The sequence below is a fragment of the Desertimonas flava genome (genome assembly GCF_003426815.1).
GTDB classification, from domain to species: Bacteria; Actinomycetota; Acidimicrobiia; order Acidimicrobiales; family Ilumatobacteraceae; genus Desertimonas; species Desertimonas flava.
The window spans coordinates 96929-120219 of sequence record NZ_QKYK01000011.1 but is presented as its reverse complement, the minus strand read 5'-3'; the positions used below and the strand labels follow the sequence as shown (position 1 = coordinate 120219).

The 23291-nt window shown below is 70.5% G+C and carries 19 protein-coding genes; 12 read left to right on the top strand and 7 right to left on the bottom strand.

All coding sequences use genetic code 11. From position 1 onward, the window contains the following. Positions 1-26: 26 nt before the first annotated feature. The 3 genes from DN771_RS14605 to DN771_RS14595 all read right to left on the bottom strand — a co-directional run bounded on the left by DN771_RS14605 (position 27) and on the right by DN771_RS14595 (position 2614). Positions 27-839, bottom strand: coding sequence for an MBL fold metallo-hydrolase (locus tag DN771_RS14605; RefSeq protein ID WP_116998279.1), 813 nt, complete (start codon positions 837-839; stop codon positions 27-29). Next, on the bottom strand, positions 836-1654 hold the full coding sequence (locus DN771_RS14600) for an alpha/beta hydrolase (protein WP_116998278.1): 819 nt from the start codon (positions 1652-1654) through the stop codon (positions 836-838). The genes DN771_RS14605 and DN771_RS14600 overlap by 4 nt, the downstream gene beginning before the upstream one ends. Positions 1655-1801: 147 nt before the next feature. Next, positions 1802-2614 carry an alpha/beta fold hydrolase gene (locus DN771_RS14595; protein ID WP_116998277.1) on the bottom strand — a complete coding sequence of 271 codons (813 nt, stop codon included), beginning with the start codon at positions 2612-2614 and terminating at the stop codon, positions 1802-1804. A 222-nt stretch (positions 2615-2836) separates the two neighbouring features. Here DN771_RS14595 and DN771_RS14590 point away from each other — a divergent pair, with 222 nt between their 5' ends. Further along, the gene (locus tag DN771_RS14590; RefSeq protein ID WP_116998276.1) at positions 2837-3814 is read left to right on the top strand and encodes an aldo/keto reductase; all 978 of its coding nucleotides are present in this window, start codon (positions 2837-2839) and stop codon (positions 3812-3814) included. Here the strand turns inward: DN771_RS14590 and DN771_RS30070 are convergent. Beyond that, the gene (locus DN771_RS30070; protein ID WP_205528597.1) at positions 3785-4912 is read right to left on the bottom strand and encodes a plasmid pRiA4b ORF-3 family protein; all 1128 of its coding nucleotides are present in this window, start codon (positions 4910-4912) and stop codon (positions 3785-3787) included. The two genes, DN771_RS14590 and DN771_RS30070, sit on opposite strands and share 30 nt — an antisense overlap. Before the next feature lie 126 nt (positions 4913-5038). On the opposite strand from DN771_RS30070, the gene DN771_RS14580 reads away from it, so the two are divergent. The 7 genes from DN771_RS14580 (at position 5039) to DN771_RS14550 (ending at position 17325) form a co-directional block, all read left to right on the top strand. Continuing rightward, a complete protein-coding gene (locus DN771_RS14580) occupies positions 5039-7066 on the top strand; it encodes a B12-binding domain-containing radical SAM protein (protein ID WP_116998275.1) in 2028 nt (675 codons plus the stop codon). A gap of 139 nt (positions 7067-7205) precedes the next feature. Next, complete coding sequence (locus tag DN771_RS14575; RefSeq protein ID WP_205528596.1) at positions 7206-7484, top strand: hypothetical protein; 279 nt, start codon at positions 7206-7208, stop codon at positions 7482-7484. A 108-nt stretch (positions 7485-7592) separates the two neighbouring features. Then, complete coding sequence (locus DN771_RS14570) at positions 7593-9860, top strand: TOMM precursor leader peptide-binding protein (protein ID WP_116998273.1); 2268 nt, start codon at positions 7593-7595, stop codon at positions 9858-9860. A 15-nt stretch (positions 9861-9875) separates the two neighbouring features. Further along, on the top strand, positions 9876-11393 hold the full coding sequence (locus DN771_RS14565; RefSeq protein WP_162941961.1) for a SagB family peptide dehydrogenase: 1518 nt from the start codon (positions 9876-9878) through the stop codon (positions 11391-11393). A 3-nt stretch (positions 11394-11396) separates the two neighbouring features. After that, positions 11397-12212 (top strand): HlyD family efflux transporter periplasmic adaptor subunit, encoded by an 816-nt coding sequence (locus tag DN771_RS14560; RefSeq protein ID WP_116998271.1) that lies wholly within the window; start codon positions 11397-11399, stop codon positions 12210-12212. Beyond that, positions 12209-14404, top strand: a complete 2196-nt coding sequence (locus DN771_RS14555; protein WP_116998270.1) for an NHLP family bacteriocin export ABC transporter peptidase/permease/ATPase subunit — start codon at positions 12209-12211, stop codon at positions 14402-14404. The genes DN771_RS14560 and DN771_RS14555 overlap by 4 nt, the downstream gene beginning before the upstream one ends. A 2-nt stretch (positions 14405-14406) precedes the next feature. Then, positions 14407-17325 carry an NHLP bacteriocin export ABC transporter permease/ATPase subunit gene (locus tag DN771_RS14550; protein ID WP_116998269.1) on the top strand — a complete coding sequence of 973 codons (2919 nt, stop codon included), beginning with the start codon at positions 14407-14409 and terminating at the stop codon, positions 17323-17325. Positions 17326-17422: 97 nt separating this feature from the next. Here the strand turns inward: DN771_RS14550 and DN771_RS14545 are convergent, their stop codons facing one another. The 3 genes from DN771_RS14545 to DN771_RS29535 are packed head-to-tail and all read right to left on the bottom strand — an operon-like array spanning position 17423 to position 19880. After that, a complete protein-coding gene (locus DN771_RS14545; RefSeq protein WP_116998268.1) occupies positions 17423-18274 on the bottom strand; it encodes a class I SAM-dependent methyltransferase in 852 nt (283 codons plus the stop codon). Further along, the gene (locus DN771_RS14540) at positions 18271-19626 is read right to left on the bottom strand and encodes a cytochrome P450 (RefSeq protein WP_162941960.1); all 1356 of its coding nucleotides are present in this window, start codon (positions 19624-19626) and stop codon (positions 18271-18273) included. The genes DN771_RS14545 and DN771_RS14540 overlap by 4 nt, the downstream gene beginning before the upstream one ends. Continuing rightward, positions 19623-19880: a hypothetical protein gene (locus DN771_RS29535; RefSeq protein WP_162941959.1), complete on the bottom strand. Its 258-nt coding sequence runs from the start codon at positions 19878-19880 to the stop codon at positions 19623-19625. Before DN771_RS29535 ends, DN771_RS14540 begins: the two co-directional genes overlap by 4 nt. A 137-nt stretch (positions 19881-20017) precedes the next feature. Here DN771_RS29535 and DN771_RS14535 point away from each other — a divergent pair, with 137 nt between their 5' ends. The 4 genes from DN771_RS14535 to DN771_RS14520 all read left to right on the top strand — a co-directional run bounded on the left by DN771_RS14535 (position 20018) and on the right by DN771_RS14520 (position 23257). Next, positions 20018-21322 carry an MFS transporter gene (locus DN771_RS14535; RefSeq protein ID WP_162941958.1) on the top strand — a complete coding sequence of 435 codons (1305 nt, stop codon included), beginning with the start codon at positions 20018-20020 and terminating at the stop codon, positions 21320-21322. Positions 21323-21494: 172 nt separating this feature from the next. Continuing rightward, positions 21495-22373, top strand: a complete 879-nt coding sequence (locus tag DN771_RS14530; RefSeq protein WP_116998266.1) for an alpha/beta fold hydrolase — start codon at positions 21495-21497, stop codon at positions 22371-22373. 81 nt (positions 22374-22454) lie between these two features. Beyond that, complete coding sequence (locus tag DN771_RS14525; protein ID WP_116998265.1) at positions 22455-22907, top strand: TIGR03618 family F420-dependent PPOX class oxidoreductase; 453 nt, start codon at positions 22455-22457, stop codon at positions 22905-22907. Then, entirely contained in the window at positions 22907-23257 is a 351-nt protein-coding gene (locus tag DN771_RS14520) for an MmcQ/YjbR family DNA-binding protein (RefSeq protein WP_116998264.1), read from the top strand. Before DN771_RS14525 ends, DN771_RS14520 begins: the two co-directional genes overlap by 1 nt. The last annotated feature ends 34 nt before the right edge of the window (positions 23258-23291 follow it).

Below are 23291 nucleotides of genomic sequence, written 5' to 3'. Positions count from 1 at the left end.
GATGGCGCCGGAGATGGCGGTTGCCGTCAGCCGCCGCCGGCGGAGGGCTCCGTGCCAAGACGGCCGATCGACGTTCGCTCGCCGATCGGCAGGACGGTGTAGTCGAACGAGTCGGGTGCCCCGCCCGGCGTGTGCAGCGCCGTCGCTGGGTCCTTGAAGTGGGACCATCCCTCGTAGTGGACGGGGACCGCGAGGCGAGGTTGCAGTCGTCGGCACAGCTCGAGCCCGTCGTCGGCGGTCATCGTGTAGCGCAGTGGCCCCGAGATCGGGAACCGGACACCACCGAGATGCAGCACGGCGACGTCGACCCGCACTCGTTCCACGACCTCTTCCAAGCCGTCGAACAGCACCGTGTCGCCGGAGATCCACAACGCGCCGTCGGGCTGTGCTGCGCTCGTGATCGCGAACCCCACGACGTCGCCCACGATCGGCCGGCTGAGGGGAGGACCGTGCCGGCACGGGGTCGCCGTCACGCCGAGCGACGGACGACCCGCTCGGGACAACGTGGTCGTCTCCCAGTTGGCGAGGCCCCGCGCCGAACCGCCGAGCCGCCGGGCACCGGACGTCGTGGTCAGCACGATGTCGGCCTGGCGCAGCACGTCGCGGCCGGTCCGGTCGAGGTTGTCGGCGTGATGATCGTGGGTGAGCAGCACGGCGTCGACCGGTCCGATGTCGGCCGTTGTAGCGGCCGGTCCGGTCGTCTTGGTCGACGCCGTGCCCCACCCGAAGTGGTAGCGGTGTCCTGGCGGATCGAAGGTGGGATCGGTGAGGATGCGCCACCCGGCGACCTCGATGAGGAGCGTCGGCCCACCGATGTGGGTCAGGGCCAGGTCGCTCATGCGGCTGCGGACGACCCGACGTGCTGGACCGCCCAGTCGAGCACGTCGTCGGCAATCTCCTGCCAACCGTCCTGGGCCGGCAGCAGGTGGGCGTACCCCTCGTATTCGCGGATCTCGGTGATCGTGTCCGACTTGTAGTGGCGGGCGTTCGAGCGCTGGACCTTGGGCGGCATGATGTGGTCCTCGGAACCCGAGACGAACAGGAGCGGCGGGCGGGCGTCGTTCTTGTAGTCGACCCACACGTCCTGGTGGCCGGGCGTGAGGTTGGCGAGCACGCCACCCCACACGATGCCGCCCGGGGCCGGGATGTGGTAGCGCTCGTACAGACGGCGAGCCTCATCTTCTTCGAACGTGTTGGTGAACGCGTACCGCCATTGCTCGAAGCTGAGCCCGACGGCGCGGTGGCGGTTGGCCGGATTCTTGAACACGGGGAACGTCGACTTGAGCTGCGACAAGGGTGCGACCTTCACGCCTTCGGTCGGCGCCGAGTTCATGGCCACGCCGACCGCTCCACGCCCGCGGTCGAGCAGGATCTGCGTGATCGCGCCACCAGCCGAGTGACCGATGATGATCGGTGGCGAGTCGAGGGGGTCGATGATGCCTTCGATCTTCTCCACGATCGCCGGGATCGTGACCTGTTCGATCGGCGTGGGATCGGCGTTGAGAGCGTCGACCTCCACCTCGAAGCCCGGGTAGGCCGGGGCCAGGACGCGGTAGCCCTTCTGCTCGTAGTGTCCGATCCAGCCCTCCCAGCTTCGAGGGGTCACCCAGAAGCCATGGATCAGCACGATGGTGTCGGGTTGCGTCTCGGTCACGAATCGATCCTTTCGGTCGGGCGTCCCGATGACGCCACCATCCGAATCCTCGTGCCGAGCGCCCGCGTGCGAATCCCGCGATCCGCGTAGTTGGCGCGGGCCGGACTCTTCGCGCAGTCCCACCACCGCGCGGCGCTCGATCTGAGATCAGGCCGTGAGGAAGTCTGTGATGGTCGAGACGTACTCGTCGGGGTGCGTCAGCTGGGGCACGTGGCCGGCGCCCGCGAAAGTGTGGCGCCGGGCGCCGGGCAGCGACGCCGTGAGGCAAGCCATGATCGGAGCGAACATCGGCGGGCTGGCGTCCCCGTCGGTCAGCAACAGCGGCATGGGGATGGCGACCAGAGCGTCGAGATCGATCGTGAGCGCATCGGGATCACGGAGCTCACCAAGGAACGTCGGTCCGTTGGCCGTGAACACGTCGTGCATCTCCGTCGGGAGGAGGGCCCACATTCCTTTGCCGATCGCCACGTCTTCGACGAACAGCTCCGCCCCACGAGCGTTGTCGCCCGCTTCAAGGTGCTGGCGGACCGCGTCCAACGATGCGCGCGCCTCATCGTGCGCGGCAGCGTGCTCGGCTCGACCCCGGAGGAGACCGAGCAGGGGAGGCTCGTGCCCGGCGAGCCGCCGAACGAGCTCGGGCCGCTCGATCGCGAGGCGCAGGGCGATGTTCGTGCCGTACGAGTTGCCGCACACGTGCGCCGGCCCGAGATCGAGGTGTTCGATCAACGCCGCCAGATCAGCAACGTCGTCGTGAACCGTGCCGTCGGCCGGCGGTCCGCCGCTTGCCCCGTGTCCGCACCGATCGTACGTCACCACACGAAAGGACTCAGCCAGACCCGGAACGACGAAGGCCCACCCCGTCGAGTCGCCCCACGAGCCATGGACCAGGACAAGAGCATTCCCGTCGCCGACGACTTCATAGTGCAGCGTCGTCCCGTCCGCGCGTGAGACCGTGGCCATGCGCCCTCCTTTGTCCGGTCCGACAATCTTCACAGCAATGACGCGTCGCGCCAAGGACATACCTGCCGAGTGGATCGCGGCCGGACTCACCCGCCGCCCCGACCCGCCCGCCCCCGCCCGCCCCTTCTGACGTGGCGGGTGAGTTACGGTCTGAGCACGCGGGTGTTGGGGTATTCCGGTGCTGCGAATGTTCGGTTGGCGGGACGAACCGTGGGGGTTCAGATGCGGTACTTCACGTGGGCGGGGTTGACCGGATCGGTGCTGGGGTTCGGCTGCGGGTCGATGCTCGGGCGGGTCGGCCGAGCGGACTCGTTGCGAGCGATGGGGCAGGCGTGGGATCACGGGGTGACCGTGTTCGACGTCGCGCCGTCCTACGGTTTCGGCGAGGCCGAGGCGCTGCTGGGGACTTTTCTGTCCGGCCGGCGGGAGCAAGCGTTGGTGGTCACCAAGTTCGGTCAGGCACCGCGACCCGCCGCGCACCGGCTGACCGCCTTCAAGCCGGCAGTGCGCGCGCTGTTGAGGCTGGTTCCTCGGGCCCGTTCGGCGGTTCGGCGGGTTGCTGCCTCACACTCACCCCCTGCCTTCGCGGCGTCGCTCGTGCGGCCGTCCGTCGAGGCCAGCTTGAGGGCGCTGCGCGCGGACTACATCGACGTCTTGCTGCTGCACGGGCCTACCCCCGAAGCCATCGAGGACGACGCGTTGAGGGCAGAGTTGGCGGCCTTGGTCGACGACGGCCTGGTGCGGGCGACGGGATTCTCCGGCCCCGCCGACCTCATCGACCACGACGATGAGACGTTTCAGCGGATGCAGGTCGTCCAGACCAACGTGAATCCCTTCAACCAGCAGGCTCTCCGGGTGGCGCGATCGTCGGACCGCCTGTTCATCGCCAACCACCTGTTCGGTGGAGTGGACGGCCTTGCCCGGACGCGCTCGGTGCTGAAGACGCTGGCCCCGCATCTACCGGCCGATGTGCAGACGCTGCTCACCGAGCCCGACGACCGGACGCTCGCCGAGGTCGTGCTCGGCATGGCACTCACCGACACCGGTGTCAGCGTGGCGGTCCCGTCGATGATGACCCCGGCTCACATCGCCGCGAACGTCTCGGCGGTCACCGACCCACGTCTCTCCGCGGAGCACGTCGCGACCATCCGTGCCCTCTTCGACGAGAGATCAGTCGTCGAAGCGCGCGAGCTGGAGTGACTGGAGGTTGTCGGCGAAGTCGCTCGGATCGAAGGCATCGGGATCGAGGCCGGCGCCTCCCCACGCGCTCGCCCACTCGGCCCGCTCGGCATGCAGGGGATGCGACGGATCGGCGAGGACCGCGAGCAGGGCTTCGTAGCCCCACACGCCACCGCAGTCCTCGGGTGGGCCGGCGCGGCGGCCGCCGGTACAGGCCGGCAGTGAGACGACGGGTGACGTGTCGAGGACCTTCTCGACGATGATCGTGTGCTCCCAGTTGTCGCCGAAGTCGTAGGTGTAGGCAATCGACGAGCCGACGCCGCCCACCTGGTCGAGCCGTGTCTCGTGGGCGTCACGGGTGGGTGGTCCGACGTCGAAGCCGTCGGGGTCGGGGACGCCGTACCGGGAGCGGCCGACCTCGAACTCGTAGAGGTGGTAGTTCCACCAACCGAAGGCGGCCTGGATCACCTCGTGCAACTGATCGAGCGTCGCTGACGACTCGACGAGCACGCGCCGCCAGATCGGTGGCTTGGTGCCCTTGAGCGTCACCTTCAGCTGGAACACTCGCGACGTCGCTGTCGCGGGGGTCGATGCGGGACCAACCACCCGCAGGAGTTGCCGGCCGGCAGAGTCTTCGATCCCGAGGACGACGGCGAGCTCGCGGTCGGGGAAACCGCTCCTGTTGCGGAGCGGACCGAGCGGCATGCCGGCCAGGTCGACGGCGAGATCCTCGAGCGAGCCGATGCCGTCGTGCCACCGGAGCTCGCCGTGGAACGCGAACTCGTTCATCACGCCCACCACGCTGCGGTCGTTCGTCGGTGCGATCCGCGTCTCGCGCATGGCGTCGAGCTCGGCGCCGATGAAGGATTCGGCGGCTCCGAGCCGCTGTAGCACCGCGGCGATCGCCGCGGGGACTCGGTCGAGCAGTGTCGCAGCCGGAGCGAGTGGTACGAACACCGGCACGAACGTGCGCTGGTTCACCAGCAAGGCGACCTGCGGCCTCCAGAACAACGCCGTGGCGAACCAGTCCCCGAGCACCGTTGTCGACGCAACGTCGGTCGCCACCCCGGACGTCTTGATGCGGTCGCGCAGCTTCTTTGTTCCTCGAACGACGAGCACGACGTCAGTGTCGCGCGGGACGCATCCGCAGTGCCGGAACGTCCGGGCGACTCCCGGTCGGTCTCGTCGCGCCTGGCGACGCGGTGCAGCATCGCTGTCCTTGCGCGATGGCGTACTGTCGCGCTCGTGAAGGTGGGCCTCGTACAGATCTCCATGACGATGTGGTCGGCCGCGCCGGGCTCCGATGGCGCACCGATCGAGTTCGCCATGCTGCCGTACTCCGTCGGCATGCTCCAGGCCCACGCCGAGCAGCACGCCCGCGAGCGTCACGAGTTCGCCATGCCGATCTTCAAGCGGATGCCGGTCGCCGAGGCCGTCGAGCGGCTGCGCGGGTTCGACCTCGTCGCCTTCTCGCTCTACGTGTGGAACGCCGAGCTGTCGCTGGCGATCGTGCGCGAGCTGCGTGCCGTCGAGCCGGACACGATCATCGTGTGCGGCGGACCGCACGTACCCGACCGCGTCGAACCGTTCCTGCGCGAGAATCCCGACGTCGACGTCGTCTGCCACGGCGAGGGCGAGCGCACGTTCACCGAGATCCTCGACGCGTCGGCCGACCGTGACTGGGGCCGGGTCTCGTCCGTCAGTTTCCTCGACGCCACCGGCGCCGTCGTGTCGACAGCCAAGCGCGACCGCGTCGGCGACCTCGATACGCTGCCGTCGCCCTACCTCGACGGCGTGTTCGACAAGGTGATGGCCGAGCACCCCACGACGGGGTGGATCATGACGTGGGAGACCAACCGCGGCTGCCCGTTCTCGTGCACGTTCTGTGACTGGGGCTCGGCCACTGCGTCATCGGTGTACCGCTTCGGGATGGACCGGCTGATGGGCGAGATCGACTGGATGGGGGACCATCGGGTGGGCTTCGTCTTCTGCTGCGACGCCAACTTCGGGATGCTCCCGCGCGATCTCGACATCGCCCAGGCGCTGGTGGAGCAGCGCCAGCGGACCGGCTTCCCGTTCTCGCTGTCGGTGCAGAACACGAAGAACGCCAGGGAGCGCGCCTATCAGGTGCAAACCCTCATCGCCGGATCGCTGAACACGCTCGGCGTGACGATCTCGCTCCAATCGGCCAACCGCGAGACGCTCACCAACATCAAGCGACGCAACATCTCGTCGGGCGCGTTCGAGGATCTCCAGCGCCGGTTCGCGGCCGACGGTGTCTACACCTACACCGACCTCATCCTCGGGCTACCGGGCGAGTCCTACGACCAATTCGCCGACGGCGTCTCCCACGTCGTGGCGACGGGTCAGCACAACCACGTGCAGTTCCACAACTGCTCGGTCCTGCCCAACGCCGAGATGGGCGACCCGGAGTATCAGCGCCGATTCGGGATGCAGACGGTCCGCCAACAGATGTTGAACGTCCATCACTCCGTCGACGAGATCGACGAGATCCCCGAGTGGCTGCCGATCGTCGTCGCCACCGACGCGATGGCCCCCGAGGCGTGGCGGCGAGCGAAGGTCTTCGCGTGGCTCACCGACCTCGTCTACTTCGACCGGGTGCTCCAGGTGCCGCTGGCGGTCCTGTCGGCGCGCCACGACATCCCCTTGCGCGAGTTCGTCGACCGGTTGATCGATGCCGATCCGCGGTCGGCGCCGACGGTGGCCGCCGCGGTCGCTGCGATGGTCGATCATGCGAGCGCGATCCAAGGCGGCGGAATCGAATACCTGAGCCGTCGCGATGCCGGGAACATCTGGTGGCCGATGGACCAGTTCACCCTCATCGGGCTGGTGCTCGACGGCACGCTCGGTGAGTTCTACCGTGAGGCCGAGCGTCTCGTCACGAGCGTGCTCACCGCTCGCGGTATCGACGAGTCGCCGCTCTTCGTCGGCGAGCTGTTCGATCTCAATGCGGCGATCCTCCGGCAGCCTGCGCCGCCCACCGACCGTGTCGTGCTCACCACGCACGACGTCGACGGCGCGTACCGCTCGGTGCTGCGCGGCGAGCGCCCCGTCGTCGAGGAGCGCTGGACGATGTTGTCGGTCGATCGCACGAGCAAGCCGCTGACCAACGTCGCGTCGTGGCTCGACCATCTCGTGTGGTGTTACGGCAAGGACAAGCGGGGTTATCTCGCCTCGGTCAAACCGGCGACCCGCAAGGCCTTTGCCCGCGTCGCGGAGAAAATCCCCGCGCCGGGAACCGCTTCGGCTTGACCTCTACCTGGCGGTATGCCATATTGGCTATGCTCCAAACAACCGTCGGGGAGGGATTCAGATGGATACGGCTGAACGGGCACAATTTGTGCGCGGTTACACGAAAGTACTCACGAGCGCATGGTCCGATGAGGACTTTATGAAGCGCCTCAAGTCGGACCCGAAGGATACTTTGGCTGAGTACGGACTCGATGCCGGCGACGCCACGGTCAGCATCGTCACCGAGGTCCGCGGCGAGGGCAGCCTCGACGAGCAGGTCGAGCTGTGGGATGCCGGCAAGCAGAGCGGGTCGGTCCAGCTGTTCGTGCCCGAGGTCCCGCAGGTCGAGACGGAGGAGCTGTCGGACGAGCAGCTCGAGTCGGTCGCCGGTGGCGACACCTACTGCTGCTGCTGCTCGCCCTGCTGCACCTGCACCTGATCGGTCGATGACCACTCGGGCCTCGCTCCCGCCGGCCGGCGGGAGCGAGGGACGTTTCCGGATCCGCCCCCTCGCGCCTCGCGCGGCGCGGCGGAATCATCGCGTCCGATGATCGGACAGCCACGGGTCAAGGCCCATCTCGATGTGGCCGTGGTCGACGACGACAAGGTGTTCCTCGCCACCGAGGACGCCACATACCTGGTCGAGGGCCGCGCCGTGAACGGCGTGCTCCCCCTCCTGGACGGCACGCGGCCGCTCGACGAGATCATCGCCGGCGCGTCGTCGGCGCTCGCGCTGGCGCCGATGATGGCCGCCGTTCGCCGTCTCGAGCGGGCCGGACACCTCGCCTCGGACCCCGCGGGCGACGACCCGTCCGCCACCGCGTGGTGGGACAAGATGGGCGTCGCGCCCACCGCGTCGCGCGACGCGCTGGAGACGGCGACGGTGGTGGTGCACGCCCTCGCCGGTGCCGACGCCGGGCCGGTCGTCGATGCGCTCTCGGCCGTCGGCGTGCGCGTGGCCGCGTCGCCCGACGCGTCGACGCGGCTCGGTGTCGTCGTCGCCGCCGACTACCTCGACGACGGGCTGGCCGCGATCAACCGCCGCATGCTCGACGGTCGCCACGAGTGGCTGCTGTGCCGCATCGCCGGCGAGCGCGTCCACATCGGGCCACACTTCCGGCCCGGCCGCTCGGCGTGCTGGGCGTGCCTGGCCCAGCGGCTGGCCGGCAACCGGCAGTTGCACGAGTATCTCGAGCGCAAGACGGCGACCACGTGGCGCCGACCCGCCGCGCCTCCTGCTCTGCCGTCGACGATCGCCACCGCCGCGGCGATGGTCGCCACCGAGGTTGTCTCGATCCTCGTCGCCGGCTCGTCGCCACGTCTCGCCGACGGGCTCCGCACGTTCGACCCGTACACGTTCACCGCCGAGGTGCATCACGTGGTCCGCCGCCCCCAGTGCGCCGAGTGCGGATCACCTTCGCTCCCCTCCCACGATCGGCCGGTGGTGTTGCAGCCGGCGCCGAAGTCGTTCACCGACGACGGTGGTCACCGCGTCGAGCGGCCCGAAGTCACCTACGAGCGACTGGTCAAGCACGTCAGCCCGATCACCGGAGCGGTCAGCACGCTGAAGCGGCAGACCATCGAGGACAACGGTGTCGCCTACAGCTACGCCTCGGGGCACAACTTCGCGCTGATGCAGGACAGCACCTACTTCCTGCGCAAGAACCTGCGGGGCCGCAGCGGGGGCAAGGGCCGCACCGACGTGCAAGCCAAGGTCGGCGCGATCTGCGAGGCGATCGAGCGCTACGTGGGCGTCTTCCGCGGTGACGAGCCGCGCCGCCGGGCGTCGTACGACGAGCTGCTCGCCGCCGGCGAGGCGGTCGTCCACCCGGCGGACCTGCTGCTGTTCTCCGACCGCCAGTACGACGAGCGCCACTCGTGGAACGCGGCGAACAGCTCGGGCTATCACGTGGTGCCGGAGCGCTTCGAACACAACCGGCCGATCGACTGGACGACCGCGTGGTCGCTGCGAGACGACGCGCCGCGTGCCGTGCCGACGGGGTACTGCTACTTCGGCCACCCCGACATCGCCGAGCACTTCTTCTGCGCCAGTGACGCCAACGGCAACGCCGCGGGCAACTGCCTCGAGGAGGCGGTGCTCCAGGGCCTGCTCGAACTCGTCGAGCGCGACAGCGTCGCGCTGTGGTGGTACCCGCGGGTCCGGCGGCCGGAGGTCGATCTCGACGCCCTGCAGGAGCCGTACGTCGACGCGGTGCGGGACCACTATGCGCGCCTCGGCCGGTCGATCTGGATGCTCGACCTCACGACCGACCTCGGCATCCCGACCTTCGCCGGCGTCTCCCGGCGCCACTCGGGCCCGACCGAGGACATCTTGATCGGCTTCGGCGCCCACGTCGACCCGCGCATGGCGGCGATGCGCGCGCTGACCGAGCTCAACCAGTTCCTGCCGGCCGTCTGCGAGGTGGCGCCCGACGGCACCACGAACTACTGGATGGACGATCCCGACGCCATCGAGTGGTGGACGACGGCGACGGTGGAGAACGCCCCGTACGTCACCCCGGACCCGTCCACGCCGGCGATCGACCCGCAACGGTACGCCGGCCTGTCGACCGACGACCTGGCCGGCGACGTGCGCAACTGCGTCGAGCGGATCGGCGCCGCCGGCCACGACGTGATCGTCGTCGACCAGACCCGACCAGACATCGAGCTGTCCGTGGTGAAGGTGATGGCCCCGGGACTGCGGCACTTCTGGCGCCGGCTCGGGCCGGGCCGGCTCTACGACGTCCCAACGCGGATGGGATGGGCCGACACCGTCGCCGAGGACGGGCTGAACCCCACGTCGATCTTCTTCTGACCGTCCGTGCCGATCATGCGTGCTCCCGCTCCCGCCCTGGCCGCCCCCGGCTTCGACGGCGTCGGCCTCTGCCTCCGCGCCGACGCCACGCTGTCGTGCGCCGACGGTGCGCTGGTGCTCGCCGAGGGCCATGTGCGCAGCGTGTTCAGGGCGCCCGACGCGATGACGGCCGCCGTGCTCGAGGCGCTCGACCGCGGTGCCGTGGACGACGACGGGCTCTTCACCATGGCCATGGAGCGCGGCGGCGACCGCGGTGCGATGGCGCTCGAACTGCTGCTCCGCCGCCTCACGTCCGGCGGCTGGTTAGAGCACGTCGTCGTCGCCGCCGGCACCGAGATCGCCCGCAGCATCCCGCTCGGGCACGTGATCAAGGTGGCGACCCGGCGTGTCCGGCCCACCGATCGCGTGGGCCTGTCTCGATTCGCCCTCCTACGGCGCGGGGACGGCGGGCTGCTCGCCGAGTCGCCGCTCGGCGCGGCTCAGGTGCTCTTCCAGGGCCCGGTCGGACCGGCAGTCGTGGCTGCGGCCAGCGAGGCGCTGACGGTCGATGCGCTGGCCGCATCGGTGACCGGCGCCAACGCCGCGGCGGTCGCCGCCCTCGCGCAGGCGCTCGTCGACGCGGCCGTCCTCGTGATCGAAGGCGGCGACCGCGCCGCCGACGGTGACGCCGAGCCGGGGTCACCGGACGAGCTGTGGTCCCTCCCCGACCTGCTCTTCCACACCCGCAGCCGCGTCGGTCGCAACGAGGGAGGCTACGGCGGGACCTACCGGTGGGAAGGCCGCCGCGAACCGGCCCCAGCGGTCCGGCCGCGTTTCGCGCCGGCGATCGAGCTGCCCTGTTCCGACCTCACCGCCCGGGCCCTGACCGACCCGCCGCTGGCCGACGTCATGCGACGCCGGCGCTCCGTGCGGGTCCACGACGACGACCGGCCGATCGACATCGGCCGCCTCGGTGAGCTGCTCGCCCGCGTGGGCCGCGTCGGGGCCGTGTTCCACGACGGCCACCAGGAGCTCTCGGCCCGCCAGCTCCCGAGCGGCGGCGCACTGCACGAGCTCGAGCTGTACCCACTCGTCAACCGCTGCGACGGTCTCGCACCCGGGCTCTACCACTACGACGCGCAGGGCCACGCCCTCGGCCTCGTGAGCGAACCCGACCCCCGCACCATCCTGCTCGCCGAGTACGCCAAGCGGACGGCGATCATGGACACGATGCCCCAGGTGGTGCTGCTCGTCACCGCCCGCTTCGACCGCTCGATGTGGAAGTACGAGTCGATGGCGTACGCCCTGTCGCTCAAGCACGTCGGCGTGCTCTACGAGGCGACGTACCTCGCGGCCACGGCGATGGGCCTGGCCGTGTGTGCGCTCGGCGGCGGCAACTCCGACGCCTTCGCTGCGGCGAGCGGGATCGATCCGCTCGTCGAAGCCACCGTCGGCGAGATGGTGATCGGCAGCCGGCCGGCCCACCTTCCCGACGACGACTGGCGCCCGCGCGACCACGCCCCACCTCTCGACTCCCGGAACGGGGAGGGCTGACCGATGGTGCAGTTCCGGATGAAGGCGCTCAACCAGCTGCAGAAGCCCGACGACCTCGACCTGCTGATGAAGGTCACCAAGCGGCGCGGATGGATCGCCCTCGGCACGCTCGCGCTCGCGGCCGCCGCCCTGATCGCCTGGTCGTTCACCGGGAGCCTCCCCGTGCAGGTCGAGGCGGACGGCATCCTCAGCACGCCGAACGGTGTGTCCCGCATCGACTCGACCGTCGAGGGGCAGGTGACCGACGTCCGCATCGCCGACGGCGCACAGCTGGCGACCGGCGACATCGTCGCGACGGTGATCGACGCCTCCGGTGAGCCGATCGAGGTCACCGCCGTCTACCCGGGGACCGTCACCAGCGTCTTCATCGACGGTGGCAACGTCGTCGAGCAGGGGACACCGCTCTACCTCATCGAGCGCAGCGACCTGCCCGACACGAGGCTGGTCGCCCACGTCTTCGTCCCGTCCGGCAAGGGTGAGAGCCTCGCCCCGGGGATGGCCGTCGACCTCAGCGTCGCCTCGGCCCCGTCGGCCGCGTTCGGCGTGCTGCGCGGTCGCGTCACGAGCGTCGACCCGTACCCCGCCACCGAGCTCGAGCTGTACGAGCTGCTCGGCGACGAGCAGCTCGCTGCCCGCTTCACCGAGGACGGGCCTCCCGTGGTGGTCCTCGTCGATCTGCTCCCTGACGACTCCACGGTCTCGGGCCTCAAGTGGTCGACCGACGACGGCCCACCGTTCCCGCTCGGACCCGGGGTCGACGTGAGCGCGCTGATCATCCAGGGCGAGCAACGCCCGGTCGACCTCGTGTTCGGGAGATGACCGCTCCCACGACCTCCAGCGCCACCACCGGCGGCGCGACTCCCGCCCACCCGGCGAAGCGCCGCGTGCGGACGCCGACCGTCTTGCAGATGGAGGCGGTCGAGTGTGGTGCGGCCGCGCTGGCGATCGTCCTCGCCCACCACGACAAGTGGGTGCCGCTCGAGGAGCTGCGGGTCTCGTGCGGAGTCTCCCGCGACGGCTCGCGGGCCTCGAACGTCCTGAAGGCGGCCCGTCGCTACGGGATGGTCGCCAAGGGCTACCAGATGGACACGGCAGCGCTCGCCGAGCTGCAGACGCCGTTCATCGTGTTCTGGAACTTCCACCACTTCCTGGTCGTCGAGGGCTTCAAGGGCGACACGGTGTTCCTCAACGACCCCGGCACCGGCCCGCGCAAGGTTCACGTCGAGGAGTTCGAGAACTCCTTCACCGGCGTCGCCCTCACGTTCCGTCCCGGACCTGACTTCAAGCCGGGCGGGAGCCGGACGAAGGCGTTCGACGGCCTCGGCCGGCGATTGCGCGGCGGGGGCGCGGCACTGCTGCTCGTCCTGCTCGCCAGCCTGCTCCTCGTGATCCCCGGCCTGATGGCCCCGGCGTTCAGCCGCATCTTCATCGACCGCGTGCTCACGGCCGGGTTCACCAGCTGGATCGGTCCGCTGTTCGCCGTGATCGCGGTCACCGCGCTCGCCGCGATGGCGTTGACGTCGCTGCAGCAGCACTACCTGCTCCGGCTCGAGACGCGCATGGCGCTGCGCAGCTCGGCGGCGTTCGTGCGCCACGTGCTGCGCCTGCCCGTCGAGTTCTTCTCGCAACGGTCGCCGGCCGACGTGTCGAGCCGCATCCAGGCCAACGACACGGTCGCTCAGCTCCTGTCGCGCGACCTGGCGACGGCCGCGGTCAGCGCCATCGTCGTCGTCTTCTACGCCGTGTTCATGTTCAGCTACGACCTCGTGCTGACGCTGATCAGCGTCGCCCTCGTCGTGGCGAACATCGTGCTGCTCCGGTGGGTCGCCCGGTCCCGCGTCGATGCCACCCGCCGCCTCCGCCAGGACCGCGGCCGCCTGGTCGGCACCACCTACAACGGCCTGCAGCTGATCGAGACGCTCAAGGCGACCGGCACCGAGAACGACTTCTTCGGGCGCTGGGCCGGCTTCCAGACGAAGGTCGCCAACGGCCAGCAACGCCTGGGCGTGTCCACCCAGGTGCTGACCGTCGTGCCGCCACTGCTCGTCGGCCTCAACACGGGGTTGATCCTCTGGATCGGCAGCGATCGCGTCGTGACCGGGACGATCACCATCGGCGTCCTCGTCGCCTTCCAGGGCCTGCTCGCGTCGTTCACGCGCCCCGTGCAGCAGCTCACCGAGCTGGGTCAGAAGGTGCAAGACGTCACCGCCGACCTGACCCGGCTCGCCGACGTCGAGCGGTACCGCATCGCCTCGCAGTTCGTGGTCGAACCCGAGGTGACCACCGGCGAGCTGGCCGGCCACGTCGAGCTCCAAGCCGTCACGTTCGGGTACAGCCCACTCGCCCCGCCACTGATCGAGGGCTTCGACCTCGTGGTGCCCCCCGGGCGTCGCGTGGCCCTCGTCGGCGGGTCCGGCAGCGGCAAGTCGACCCTCGCCAAGGTGATCTCCGGTCTGTACGAACCGTGGTCGGGGGAGGTCCGGCTCGACGGGCGGCCGCGCTCGGCCTACTCGCGACACGTGCTCGGGGCGTCGCTCGCCGTGGTCGACCAGGACATCTTCCTCTTCGAGGGCACCGTCCGCGACAACCTCACCCTGTGGGACGACACGATCCCGGAAGAGGTGCTGGTCGAGGCGCTGCGCGACGCGATGATCTACGACGACGTGATGCGGCGACCGGGTGGCCTCGACGCGGTGATCACCGAGGGTGGCCGCAACCTCAGCGGCGGTCAGCGCCAGCGGCTCGAGATCGCCCGCGCGCTCACGGCCCAGCCGCGGATCGTCGTGCTCGACGAGGCGACCAGCGCGCTCGACACCGAGACCGAGCGGCGCATCGACGACAACCTTCGCCGGCGAGGGTGCACGTGCGTGATCATCGCCCACCGCCTGAGCACGATCCGCGACGCCGACGAGATCATCGTGCTCGATCGCGGACGCGTCGTGCAGCGGGGCCGCCACGACGAGCTCAAGGTGGTCGAGGGCGCCTATCTCTCGCTGATCGGAGCCGAGTGAGCGTGAGCGACCGGGTCGAGCACCCCGCAGGCCCCGCAGGCGGCTCCGGGACGGAGCTGGCCGCGGTTGTCGGCCGGCTGATGAACGTCGAGGGTCGCGACGGGCACGACATCGTGGCGCTGCCGGCGGACGGCGCGTGCGCCGTGTTGTCGGGCAGCGTCGACGTGTTCGCCGCCCCGGTCGATCCACAGGCCGCCGAGCCGTGGACCCACATGGCCCGCTGCTCTGCCGGCGCCGTGCTCGTCGGCGCCGATGCGATCGACGGGGTGCGCTTCATCGCTCGGCCGTTGCCGGGGGCTTCGCTCGCCCGGCTCGACGAGACAGCGGTCGCCGCGCTGGTCGCCGCCGAGCCGGCGCTCGCCTCGGAGGGCGTCGAGCAGTACGTCGCCGCGCTGTTCGAGCGGTGCTGGGGCGACACCAGCTCGGCACCGCGGAACTTCGTGCCGCTCCGGCCGGGCGAGGTGATCCTCGATCGGGTCGGGATCGCCCGTCCGGTCACCGGACTCGTGTGGTTGGTCGGTTCGTCGGCGCCGGTCGAGGTCCATCGCGCCGAGGACGAGCCCGCGCCATTCGCCGAGGGCACGGCCCTGATCGAGGCCAACTGGATCACCGGTCCGGAGGCGACGGCGGTCACCGTCGTCACGACCGCCGCCGCGCTCCAACGCCCCGACGGCCCCCACCTCGTCGCCCGCGCGGCCGAGCAGGCGCTGCGCCGCGCGGTCCGGATGCGGCGGGAGGCGGCCGAGAGCGAGGCCCGGCGCATCGCCGAGCGCAGCGCGCGCGACGTCGTGCTCGTCCGCCGCGCCGACGAGCACTTCGGCCAGATCCTGGCCGGCGTCGACCGGGAGCGCGCCGCCCTCGTGGACACCGATCCGGCGTTCGCGGCGGCATCGATCGTCGGGCGGGTCCTCGGGGTCGAGGTCGTCCCGGCCCGCGCCACCGATCTCCGCCGCGGCTCCGACCCGGTGAGCGCCGTCGCCAGCGCGTCGCGGTTCCGCACCCGCACTGTCCGCCTCGAGAGCGGGTGGTACCGCCACGACGCCGGGCCGCTGATCGCCTTCCTGAAGGACGGCATGCACCCGGTCGCGCTCGTGCGCCGCAACCGCGGCTACGTGATCGACGACCCGACGGCCGGCACCGTCACCCCGGTCGACGCGGACACGGCGCGGACGCTCTACTTCGAGGCGCGGATGGTGTATCCGCCGCTGCCCGAGCGGTCGATCACCGGGGCCGGGCTGCTGCGCTTCGGGTTCCGCAACAGCGCCGCCGACGCCGTCGTGCTCGGGGTGGCGAGCGTGATCGTCGCCGGCCTCAGCCTGCTGACGCCGATCCTCACCGGCACGATCCTCGGTGAGCTCGTGCCACGAGCCGAGACCGATCTCATCGCCCAGGCGTCGATCCTGCTGCTCACGATCGCTGTCGCCGTCGCCGCGGTGTCGCTCGTGCAGAACGTCGCCGCATTGCGCATCGAGGGCAGGGTGGATGTCAACGCCCAAGCGGGCGTGTGGGACCGGCTGATGGCGCTGCCGGCGCCGTTCTTCCGCCGCTACTCGATCGGCAAGCTGTCGGCGGCGGCGCTCGGCATCAACGGCATCCGCGACGCGGTGTCGGGGCTGGCCGTCAGCGCCACGCTGGCGTTCGTCACCGGCCTCGCCAACCTCGGCCTGATGCTCTGGTACGACGTCACGCTCGGGCTCGTCGCCGCGCTGGTGGTGGCGGTCGGGGCGGCCGTCTCGGTGGGCTTCGGCCGTCGCCAGGTGCACCAGCAACGGGCCGTACTCGACGAGAACAACGAGGTCGCGTCGACGACGTTCCAGCTGATGACCGGCATGGCCAAGCTCCGCGTCGCCGGCGCCGAGGACCGGGCGTACGCCTTCTGGTCCCGCAAGTTCGCGTCGATGCGGGCGCTGTCGTTCGCCGCCCGCACCGTGCAGAACCGCCTCGTCGTGTTCAACGCCGGGTACGCGATCTTGGCCCCGGGCCTGATCTTCGCCTTCATCGGCGTCTTCCGCGACGGGGAGTTCCCGCTGGCGACGTTCCTGTCGTTCAACGTCGCCTTCGTGCTCTTCCTCGGCTCCACGCTGCAGCTCACCGGGACCGGCATCACCGTGCTGGCGATCGTGCCGATGTTCGAGCAGCTCCGCCCGATCCTCGAGACGGTCCCCGAGGTCGACGGCGGCAAGCTCGATCCCGGCGAGCTGTCGGGGGCGATCGAGGTGAGCCACGTCACGTTCGGCTACGACCCCGACGAGCCGCCTGTCCTGCAGGACGTCTCGTTCACCGCCGCTCCTGGCGAGTTCGTCGCCCTCGTCGGGCCGAGCGGCTGCGGCAAGTCGACGCTGCTGCGCCTCCTGCTCGGCTTCGAGGACCCGCTGGCGGGCGCGATCCGCTACGACGGGCGCGACCTCGCCGACCTCGACGCCGGTGCCGTGCGCCGGCAGTGCGGCGTGGTGCTGCAGAACGGCCAGCTCTTCGCCGGCGACCTGCTGTCGAACATCGTCGGCTCGAGCACGTTCACCGTGGAGGACGCCTGGGAGGCCGTCGACATGGCGGGCATGCGCGAGGACATCGAGCAGATGCCGATGGGGATGAACACGCTGCTGCCCGAGGGTGCCACCACGCTGTCGGGTGGCCAGCGGCAGCGCCTGATGATCGCCCGGGCGCTGATCTCGCGCCCGCGGATCATCTTCTTCGACGAGGCGACGAGCGCCCTCGACAACCGGACGCAGGCGATCGTCTCCGCCTCGCTCCACGCCCTCAACGCGACGCGCATCGTGATCGCCCACCGGCTGAGCACGATCATTCACGCCGACCGCATCGTCGTGATGGAGGCCGGCCGCGTCGTCCAGGTCGGCACGTACGACGAGCTGATGGCCGTCGACGGCCTGTTCCGCCAGCTCGCCTCGCGCCAGATCGCCTGATCTCCCGCGCGCTGCCCGGCTCGCCGTTGGCCCAGGTTCTTGTACTGCTTTCGCGCCACCGGCGACGCGAAACCAGTACAGGAACGCGGGAAGATCGCTACCGGGGCAGCGACTCGGGGTCGGGGGCGATGCCGGTGGCGGCGAAGCCGACGAGCAGCGCGTAGGCGTCGGGCCGTGCCAGCCAGGCGCGGAATCGCCGCACGGCGTCGGCCAGCTCGGCGGGGCTCAGGGTCCCCGCGTCGACGTGGGGCATCAGCTGCACCGGGTCGAGGAGCGGTCCGAACGCGTCGACGCCGAACTCGTCGGAGTCGTACGAGTACACCTGGGTCGTCGGCTCGGCGAAGCCGGCAGCACGGAGCGTGCGGACCAGACGACGGCCGACGAGGCGATCGGCGCGCTCTGGTGGTCCCGCGGGCCCGTTCCCGGGGACGTCCCACACGCGGCGGTGCAGCGCGGCGAGCACCGGGTCCACGGGCTCGGCGATGCCCCACAACTCGGCGTCGACGTCGATCACGACCACCCGCCCGCCGGGACGGAGCAGGCGGCGGACGCCGGCGAGGACGGGCACGGGGTCCGGGAGGTGCTGCACGACGAAGCGCAGCACGGCGAGGTCGACGGAGCCGTCGGCGAGCGGCAGCGAGGCGAGCTCGGACTGGACGAGCTCGACCCGTCCGGCAAGCCCTGGGCACGCACACCGATCGCCGGCGACGGAGAGCAGCGCGGCGTCGTGGTCGACACCGATCAGCCGGGCGCCGGCGTTGAGGTCACCGAGGCGCGCCAGCAGCGCACCCGAGCCGCAGCCGAGATCGGCGATCACCTGCGCCCGGCCGGCGCCCCACGACTCGAGCAGGCGGCGCTCGGCCGGCCACATGACGGCGGCCTGGGCTTCCAACCTGGCGAGCTCGGCGTCGAGGCCGCCCGGCATCGTGCGCGGGTCGTAGGTCGTCATCGCGTCCGCGACGGGCGACGGTTGGGCGTCATGAGCAGTCCGTGACGTGGACGGAGTGTGACGAGCGCCTCGGGCTCGACCGGCGGATGGTGGGGGGCGATGTCGAGGCGGACGCCGGCGACCACGGTTGCCAGCACGATCGTGCTTTCCAGCACGGCGAACTGCTGCCCGATGCACTGGCGCGGACCGGCGCCGAACGGCAGGAACGAGCCGCCAGGGGCGAACACGTCACCGCGCTGTGAGAACCGGTCGGGGACGAAGTCGTCGACGTCGTCACCCCAAACGTCGGTGCGGCGGTGGAGCAGCCACGGGCTGACGCACACCAGCGCACCGGCAGGAACGGTGTAGCCGGCGACCACGTCGTCGGCGACTGCGGTGCGCGAGATGAGCCAGACGGGCGGATGGAGGCGAAGCGCCTCGTAGATGGCGTTGCGGCACGCGACCAGCCGCGGCACGTCGGCCGCCGTCACGGCCCGCTCGCCGACGACGGTGTCCACCTCGCGCTCCAACCGGTCGCGCTCGGCGGGGTGACGATCGAGGAGGTAGAGGGTCCAGGTCAGTGCCTTGGCGGTGGTCTCGTGTCCGGCCATCATCAGCGTGATGACCTGGTCGCGGATCTCGACGGGCGAGAAGCCACCAGGTCGCTCACCGGTCCGGGCGTGCAACAGCTGGGCGAGGACATCGGCGCGGGCGGTGTCGTCGAGGCCGGCCGCGGCGATGAGCAGGCCGACGATCTGGTCGAGGAACCGCTTTGCCTGGAGGAACTCCCGCCGGCCGTCGGGGTCGGCGGCGTCGGCGCCGTAGTGCCCCATGAACCGGTTGGCTGCATCGACCGCGGCACCGAAGCGAGCGCCCACCGCCAGGTCGGAACCGAGCAACGCCTGGGCCACGATGGTGAGCGTGGCTGCGGTGAGATCGCGATCGACACGGACCGCGGCACCCTCCTGCGCCGTCCACGAGTCGACGAGACGTTGCGCGACATCGCTCATCAAGGAGTCGAACGTCACCAGTTGGCGGTGCTGGAAGGCGGGCTGGGTGAGCTGTCGTTGCAGCCGCCAGTCGTCGCCGTCGCTGGTGAGCAGGCCGCGCCCGAGGAGCGGCACGAGCATCTGCTCGTCGGGCGTCCCGGTCTTGACGTAGTTCGCCCGGTTGGCGGTGAGCACGTGATGGACGCCGCCGGGGTCGTTGACGGTGACGACCGGGCGCCCCTCGACGACGTGCCGGACGACGGGCCCGTGACGGGCGACGAGGGAGCGGAGGAACCCGAGGGGGTCGGCGCGTATCAGCTCGAGCGGCACCGGATCGAGCGGACCCGGCGGGTCGCCGAGCACGGCAGAGCCGGCGGGCCTCACGGCCGGGCGGACCGGCGCGCGCTGCGATCGCGGTTCCGGTTGCGGCTCCGGCCGCCCTCCGTCGGCACGGGCGCCTGGCGGCGCCGGGCCACGGCGACGAGACCACCCACGGAGGCGATCGTGACGAAGATCGGCCATGGGAAGCCGCGATCCTCCTGAGCGATGTAGATCCACCACACCACCACATTGGGGACGAGCGCGGACATCAGTGCGTTGTTGAACGTCATCGTCTCCACCGCTGGGTCGACATGCACTGGAGACTGTACTCCAAGGGGGTCCTCGGCCGTAGCGAACGGCCGCCGACAGCGGCCCGGACCATCGAAGGGTGGCGCAGCGACGACCGCACAATCCACCCGCTGCGGTGACGTAGCGATGTGTGAGCATGGGCGCCGTGACGTCATCGGAGGCCCGGGAGCGGGTCGTGCTGACCGGGCCGGAGCGCGCCGAGCTCCAGCGCCGCACACTGCGGGCGCTGGCGACGGGCCAGATCGTCGGCGCGGCCGCACTCGCCTCGGCGGTCACGGTCGGCGCGTTCGTCGTGCAGGACATCCTCGGGCAGGACACGCCGTGGGCCGGGGCCGCGACAGCGACGGTCACGACGGGCACCGCGCTGATGGCCCAGGTGCTCTCGCGGCGGATGCAACGCCTCGGCCGCCGGCCCGGCCTGGTGCTCGGCTATCGGTTGGCCGCGGTCGGCGGCGCGATCGCCGTCGTCGGTGTCGAGACGCAGATGCTCGCCGTGTTCCTCGTCGGCCTGTTCCTGTTCGGCAACGGCCAGGCGGCCAACCTCTTGGCTCGCTACGCGGCGACCGATCTCGCTGAGCCGGCCGAGCGCAGCCGAGCGATGAGCAGCATCGTGTTCGCGTCGACGTTCGGCGCCGTCGCCGGGCCGCTGCTCGTCGGTCCGGCCGAGCACGCCGGCGAGGCCTGGCTGGGGGTCGAGCGCTACAGCGGCCCGTGGTTGTGCAGCGCGGTCTTCTTCGTCCTCGCGTCGACGATCACGACGATCCGCCTGCGCCCCGATCCGCTCGTCGCGGCCGGCGGTGTCGCTGCCGCGGGGATCGACCGCCGCCCGCCCGCGCTCGGCGCGACGTTCCGCGCCGTCGCCGATCATGCCGGGGCACGCTTGGCCGTGACGGCGATGGTGGTGTCCCAGGTGACGATGGTCGCCGTGATGGCGATGACGCCGGTGCATCTGAAGCTGCACGGTCACGAGGGAGTGAGCCAGTACGTCGTGTCGCTGCACATCGCCGGGATGTTCGCCTTCAGCCCGCTGGTCGGTCGCTACAGCGACCGGCGCGGCCGCCGCAGCGCGATCGCCGTTGGTGCGGTCCTGCTCGTGGTCGCCGGCTCGACGGCGGCGCTGTCGGGCGATGTCGAGCAACTTCTCTTCCCGTCGCTCTGGCTGCTCGGCATCGGCTGGAACTTCGGGCTCATCGGTGGGTCGAGCCTCCTCGTCGAGAGCGTGCCGGCCGCGCAGCGCGTGGCGGTGCAGGGCAGCGCCGACCTGGCGATGAGCCTCTGCGGGGGGATCGCTGGATTCGCCTCGGGATTTGTCCGCCGGGCCGTCGGCTACCACGTCCTGGCGACGCTCGCCACGGTCGCCGCCGGCGCACTCCTCGTCGCCGCGTTCATCGCCCACCTGCGATCGCGGTCGCTGGTCGGCGACGTCGCGCCGGTCCCGGCGGCGGATTGACGACGACGCCTTCGTGGCGTCGCGGGGTGCCGGGCGGTGGAGCCACGATCCGGACACCTGGGTCGGCATGCACTGAAGCCTGTGTGACGGGTGTGCCGCACCGTGACAGCGCGCTTCGACTGATCGCCTCGCGGGTACCACGCGAACCGACCTGGCCTGGAGGAACGCGCAGATGGACCCGGTGATCCCCCAACGTCTCCGCATCTCGGGTGGCAGCAACCTGTCATTCGTCACCGCCGGTCATCGGTCGGACCCGGCCGTGGTGCTGATCCACGGCTTTCCGAGCAGCTGGGAGACGTTCCGCCGCGTCGTGCCGGAGCTCTCGCGCGACGCGTACGTCGTCGCCCCCGATCTACCCGGCTTCGGCGCATCCGACGTGCTCGCCGAGCCGTCATTCGCCACGTTCGGAACGGCGATCGTCGAACTCCTCGACCATCTCCGGATCGGGCCCCGGTTCATCTACCTGCACGACTTCGGTGCGCCGGTCGGTCTCCAGATCGCCATGGATGCGCCGGACCAGGTGCTCGGACTGATCATCCAGAACGCCAATGCGCACCGCACGGGCTTCGGGCCCCAATGGGTCACGACGATCGACTTCTGGTCCGACCCGAGTCCGGACAACGAGGCCGAGGCCACGGCGCATCTCACGCTCGAGGGAACACGGGACCAGTACACCGCCGGCCTGCCGGCCGACGTCGCCGACCGGATCTCCGCTGCACGGTGGGAGGAGGACTGGCGGGTGATGAGCCTGCCTGGTCGGCTCGACACGCAGCGGGCACTGATCGCCGACTACGGCCGCTACGTCGAACGCTTCGACGACGTCGCCGACTATCTCGACCTCTGGCAGCCGCCGGCTCTCCTGCTCTGGGGCCGGCACGACCCCTTCTTCGATCTCGCCGAGGTGCATTCCTGGATGGAGGACCTGCCGAGAATGGAAGCCCACATCCTCGACGGAGGCCACTTCCTGCTCGAGACGCACGCGGACGTGGCCACGGGCCTCATCCGGGCGTTCGTCGAGATCGAACGCGGCGGCGGGCAACGGCACCGATGAGTTTCGCCCGGTCGGGACGTCGGAGAGACGTCCCGACGACGTGTCGACTCCTCGCGCGTGCGATTCGAGGCAAGGTGTGCCATGACCGATCTCTCCCCGTTCGAAGCGCTCGTCCCCCTCGATCACGGTCTCTGCGTGGTCGTCACCCGGCGACCGGACGGCTCGCCCCACGCCACCGTCGTGAACGCCGGCGTCATCCCGCACGCGTTCGCTGACGAGGTCGCCGTCGCCTTCGTGTCCGCCGGTTCGAGCCGGAAGCTCCGCCACCTCCGCGCCGACCCGTTCGCCGTCCTGACCGTCCGTGTCGGCTGGCGCTGGGCGACCGTAGAGGGTGCCGCAACGATCATCGGCCCCGACGACCCGCATCCGGACGTGGACGACGAACGTCTGCGCACCCTGCTGCGTGTGATCTTCGAGGCGGCCGGAGGTACCCACGACGACTGGCCCACATATGACCGCACGATGATCGAGGAGCGGCGGGCAGCGGTCCTCGTCACCCCGAGTCGCGTGTACACCAATCCGGGTCCGGCCTGATGGATCGGCAGGAGGCCCTTTCGTCATGCGCGAGTCGGCACGCCGCCGTCGAGGACTACCCGTTCGGTGACGACGTCGCCGTGTTCAAGGTGGGCGGCAAGGTCTTCGCCATCGTCGCCCTCGATGGGGAGCCGGGTCGCGTCACCTTGAAGTGCGATCCGGAGTGGGCGCTCGAGCTCCGGGCCGAGTACGCCGCGGTGCAGCCCGGCTATCACACGAACAAGCGGCATTGGAACACGGTCACGCTCGACGGGAGCGTGGACCCGACCGACATCAACGACATGATCCGTCACTCCTACGATCTCGTCGTCGCCGGGCTCACCAGGAAACAGCGTTCCCAGCTGGGGTGAGCGGCGGGCGGCGGTCGACGTCGGCACCGTCGAT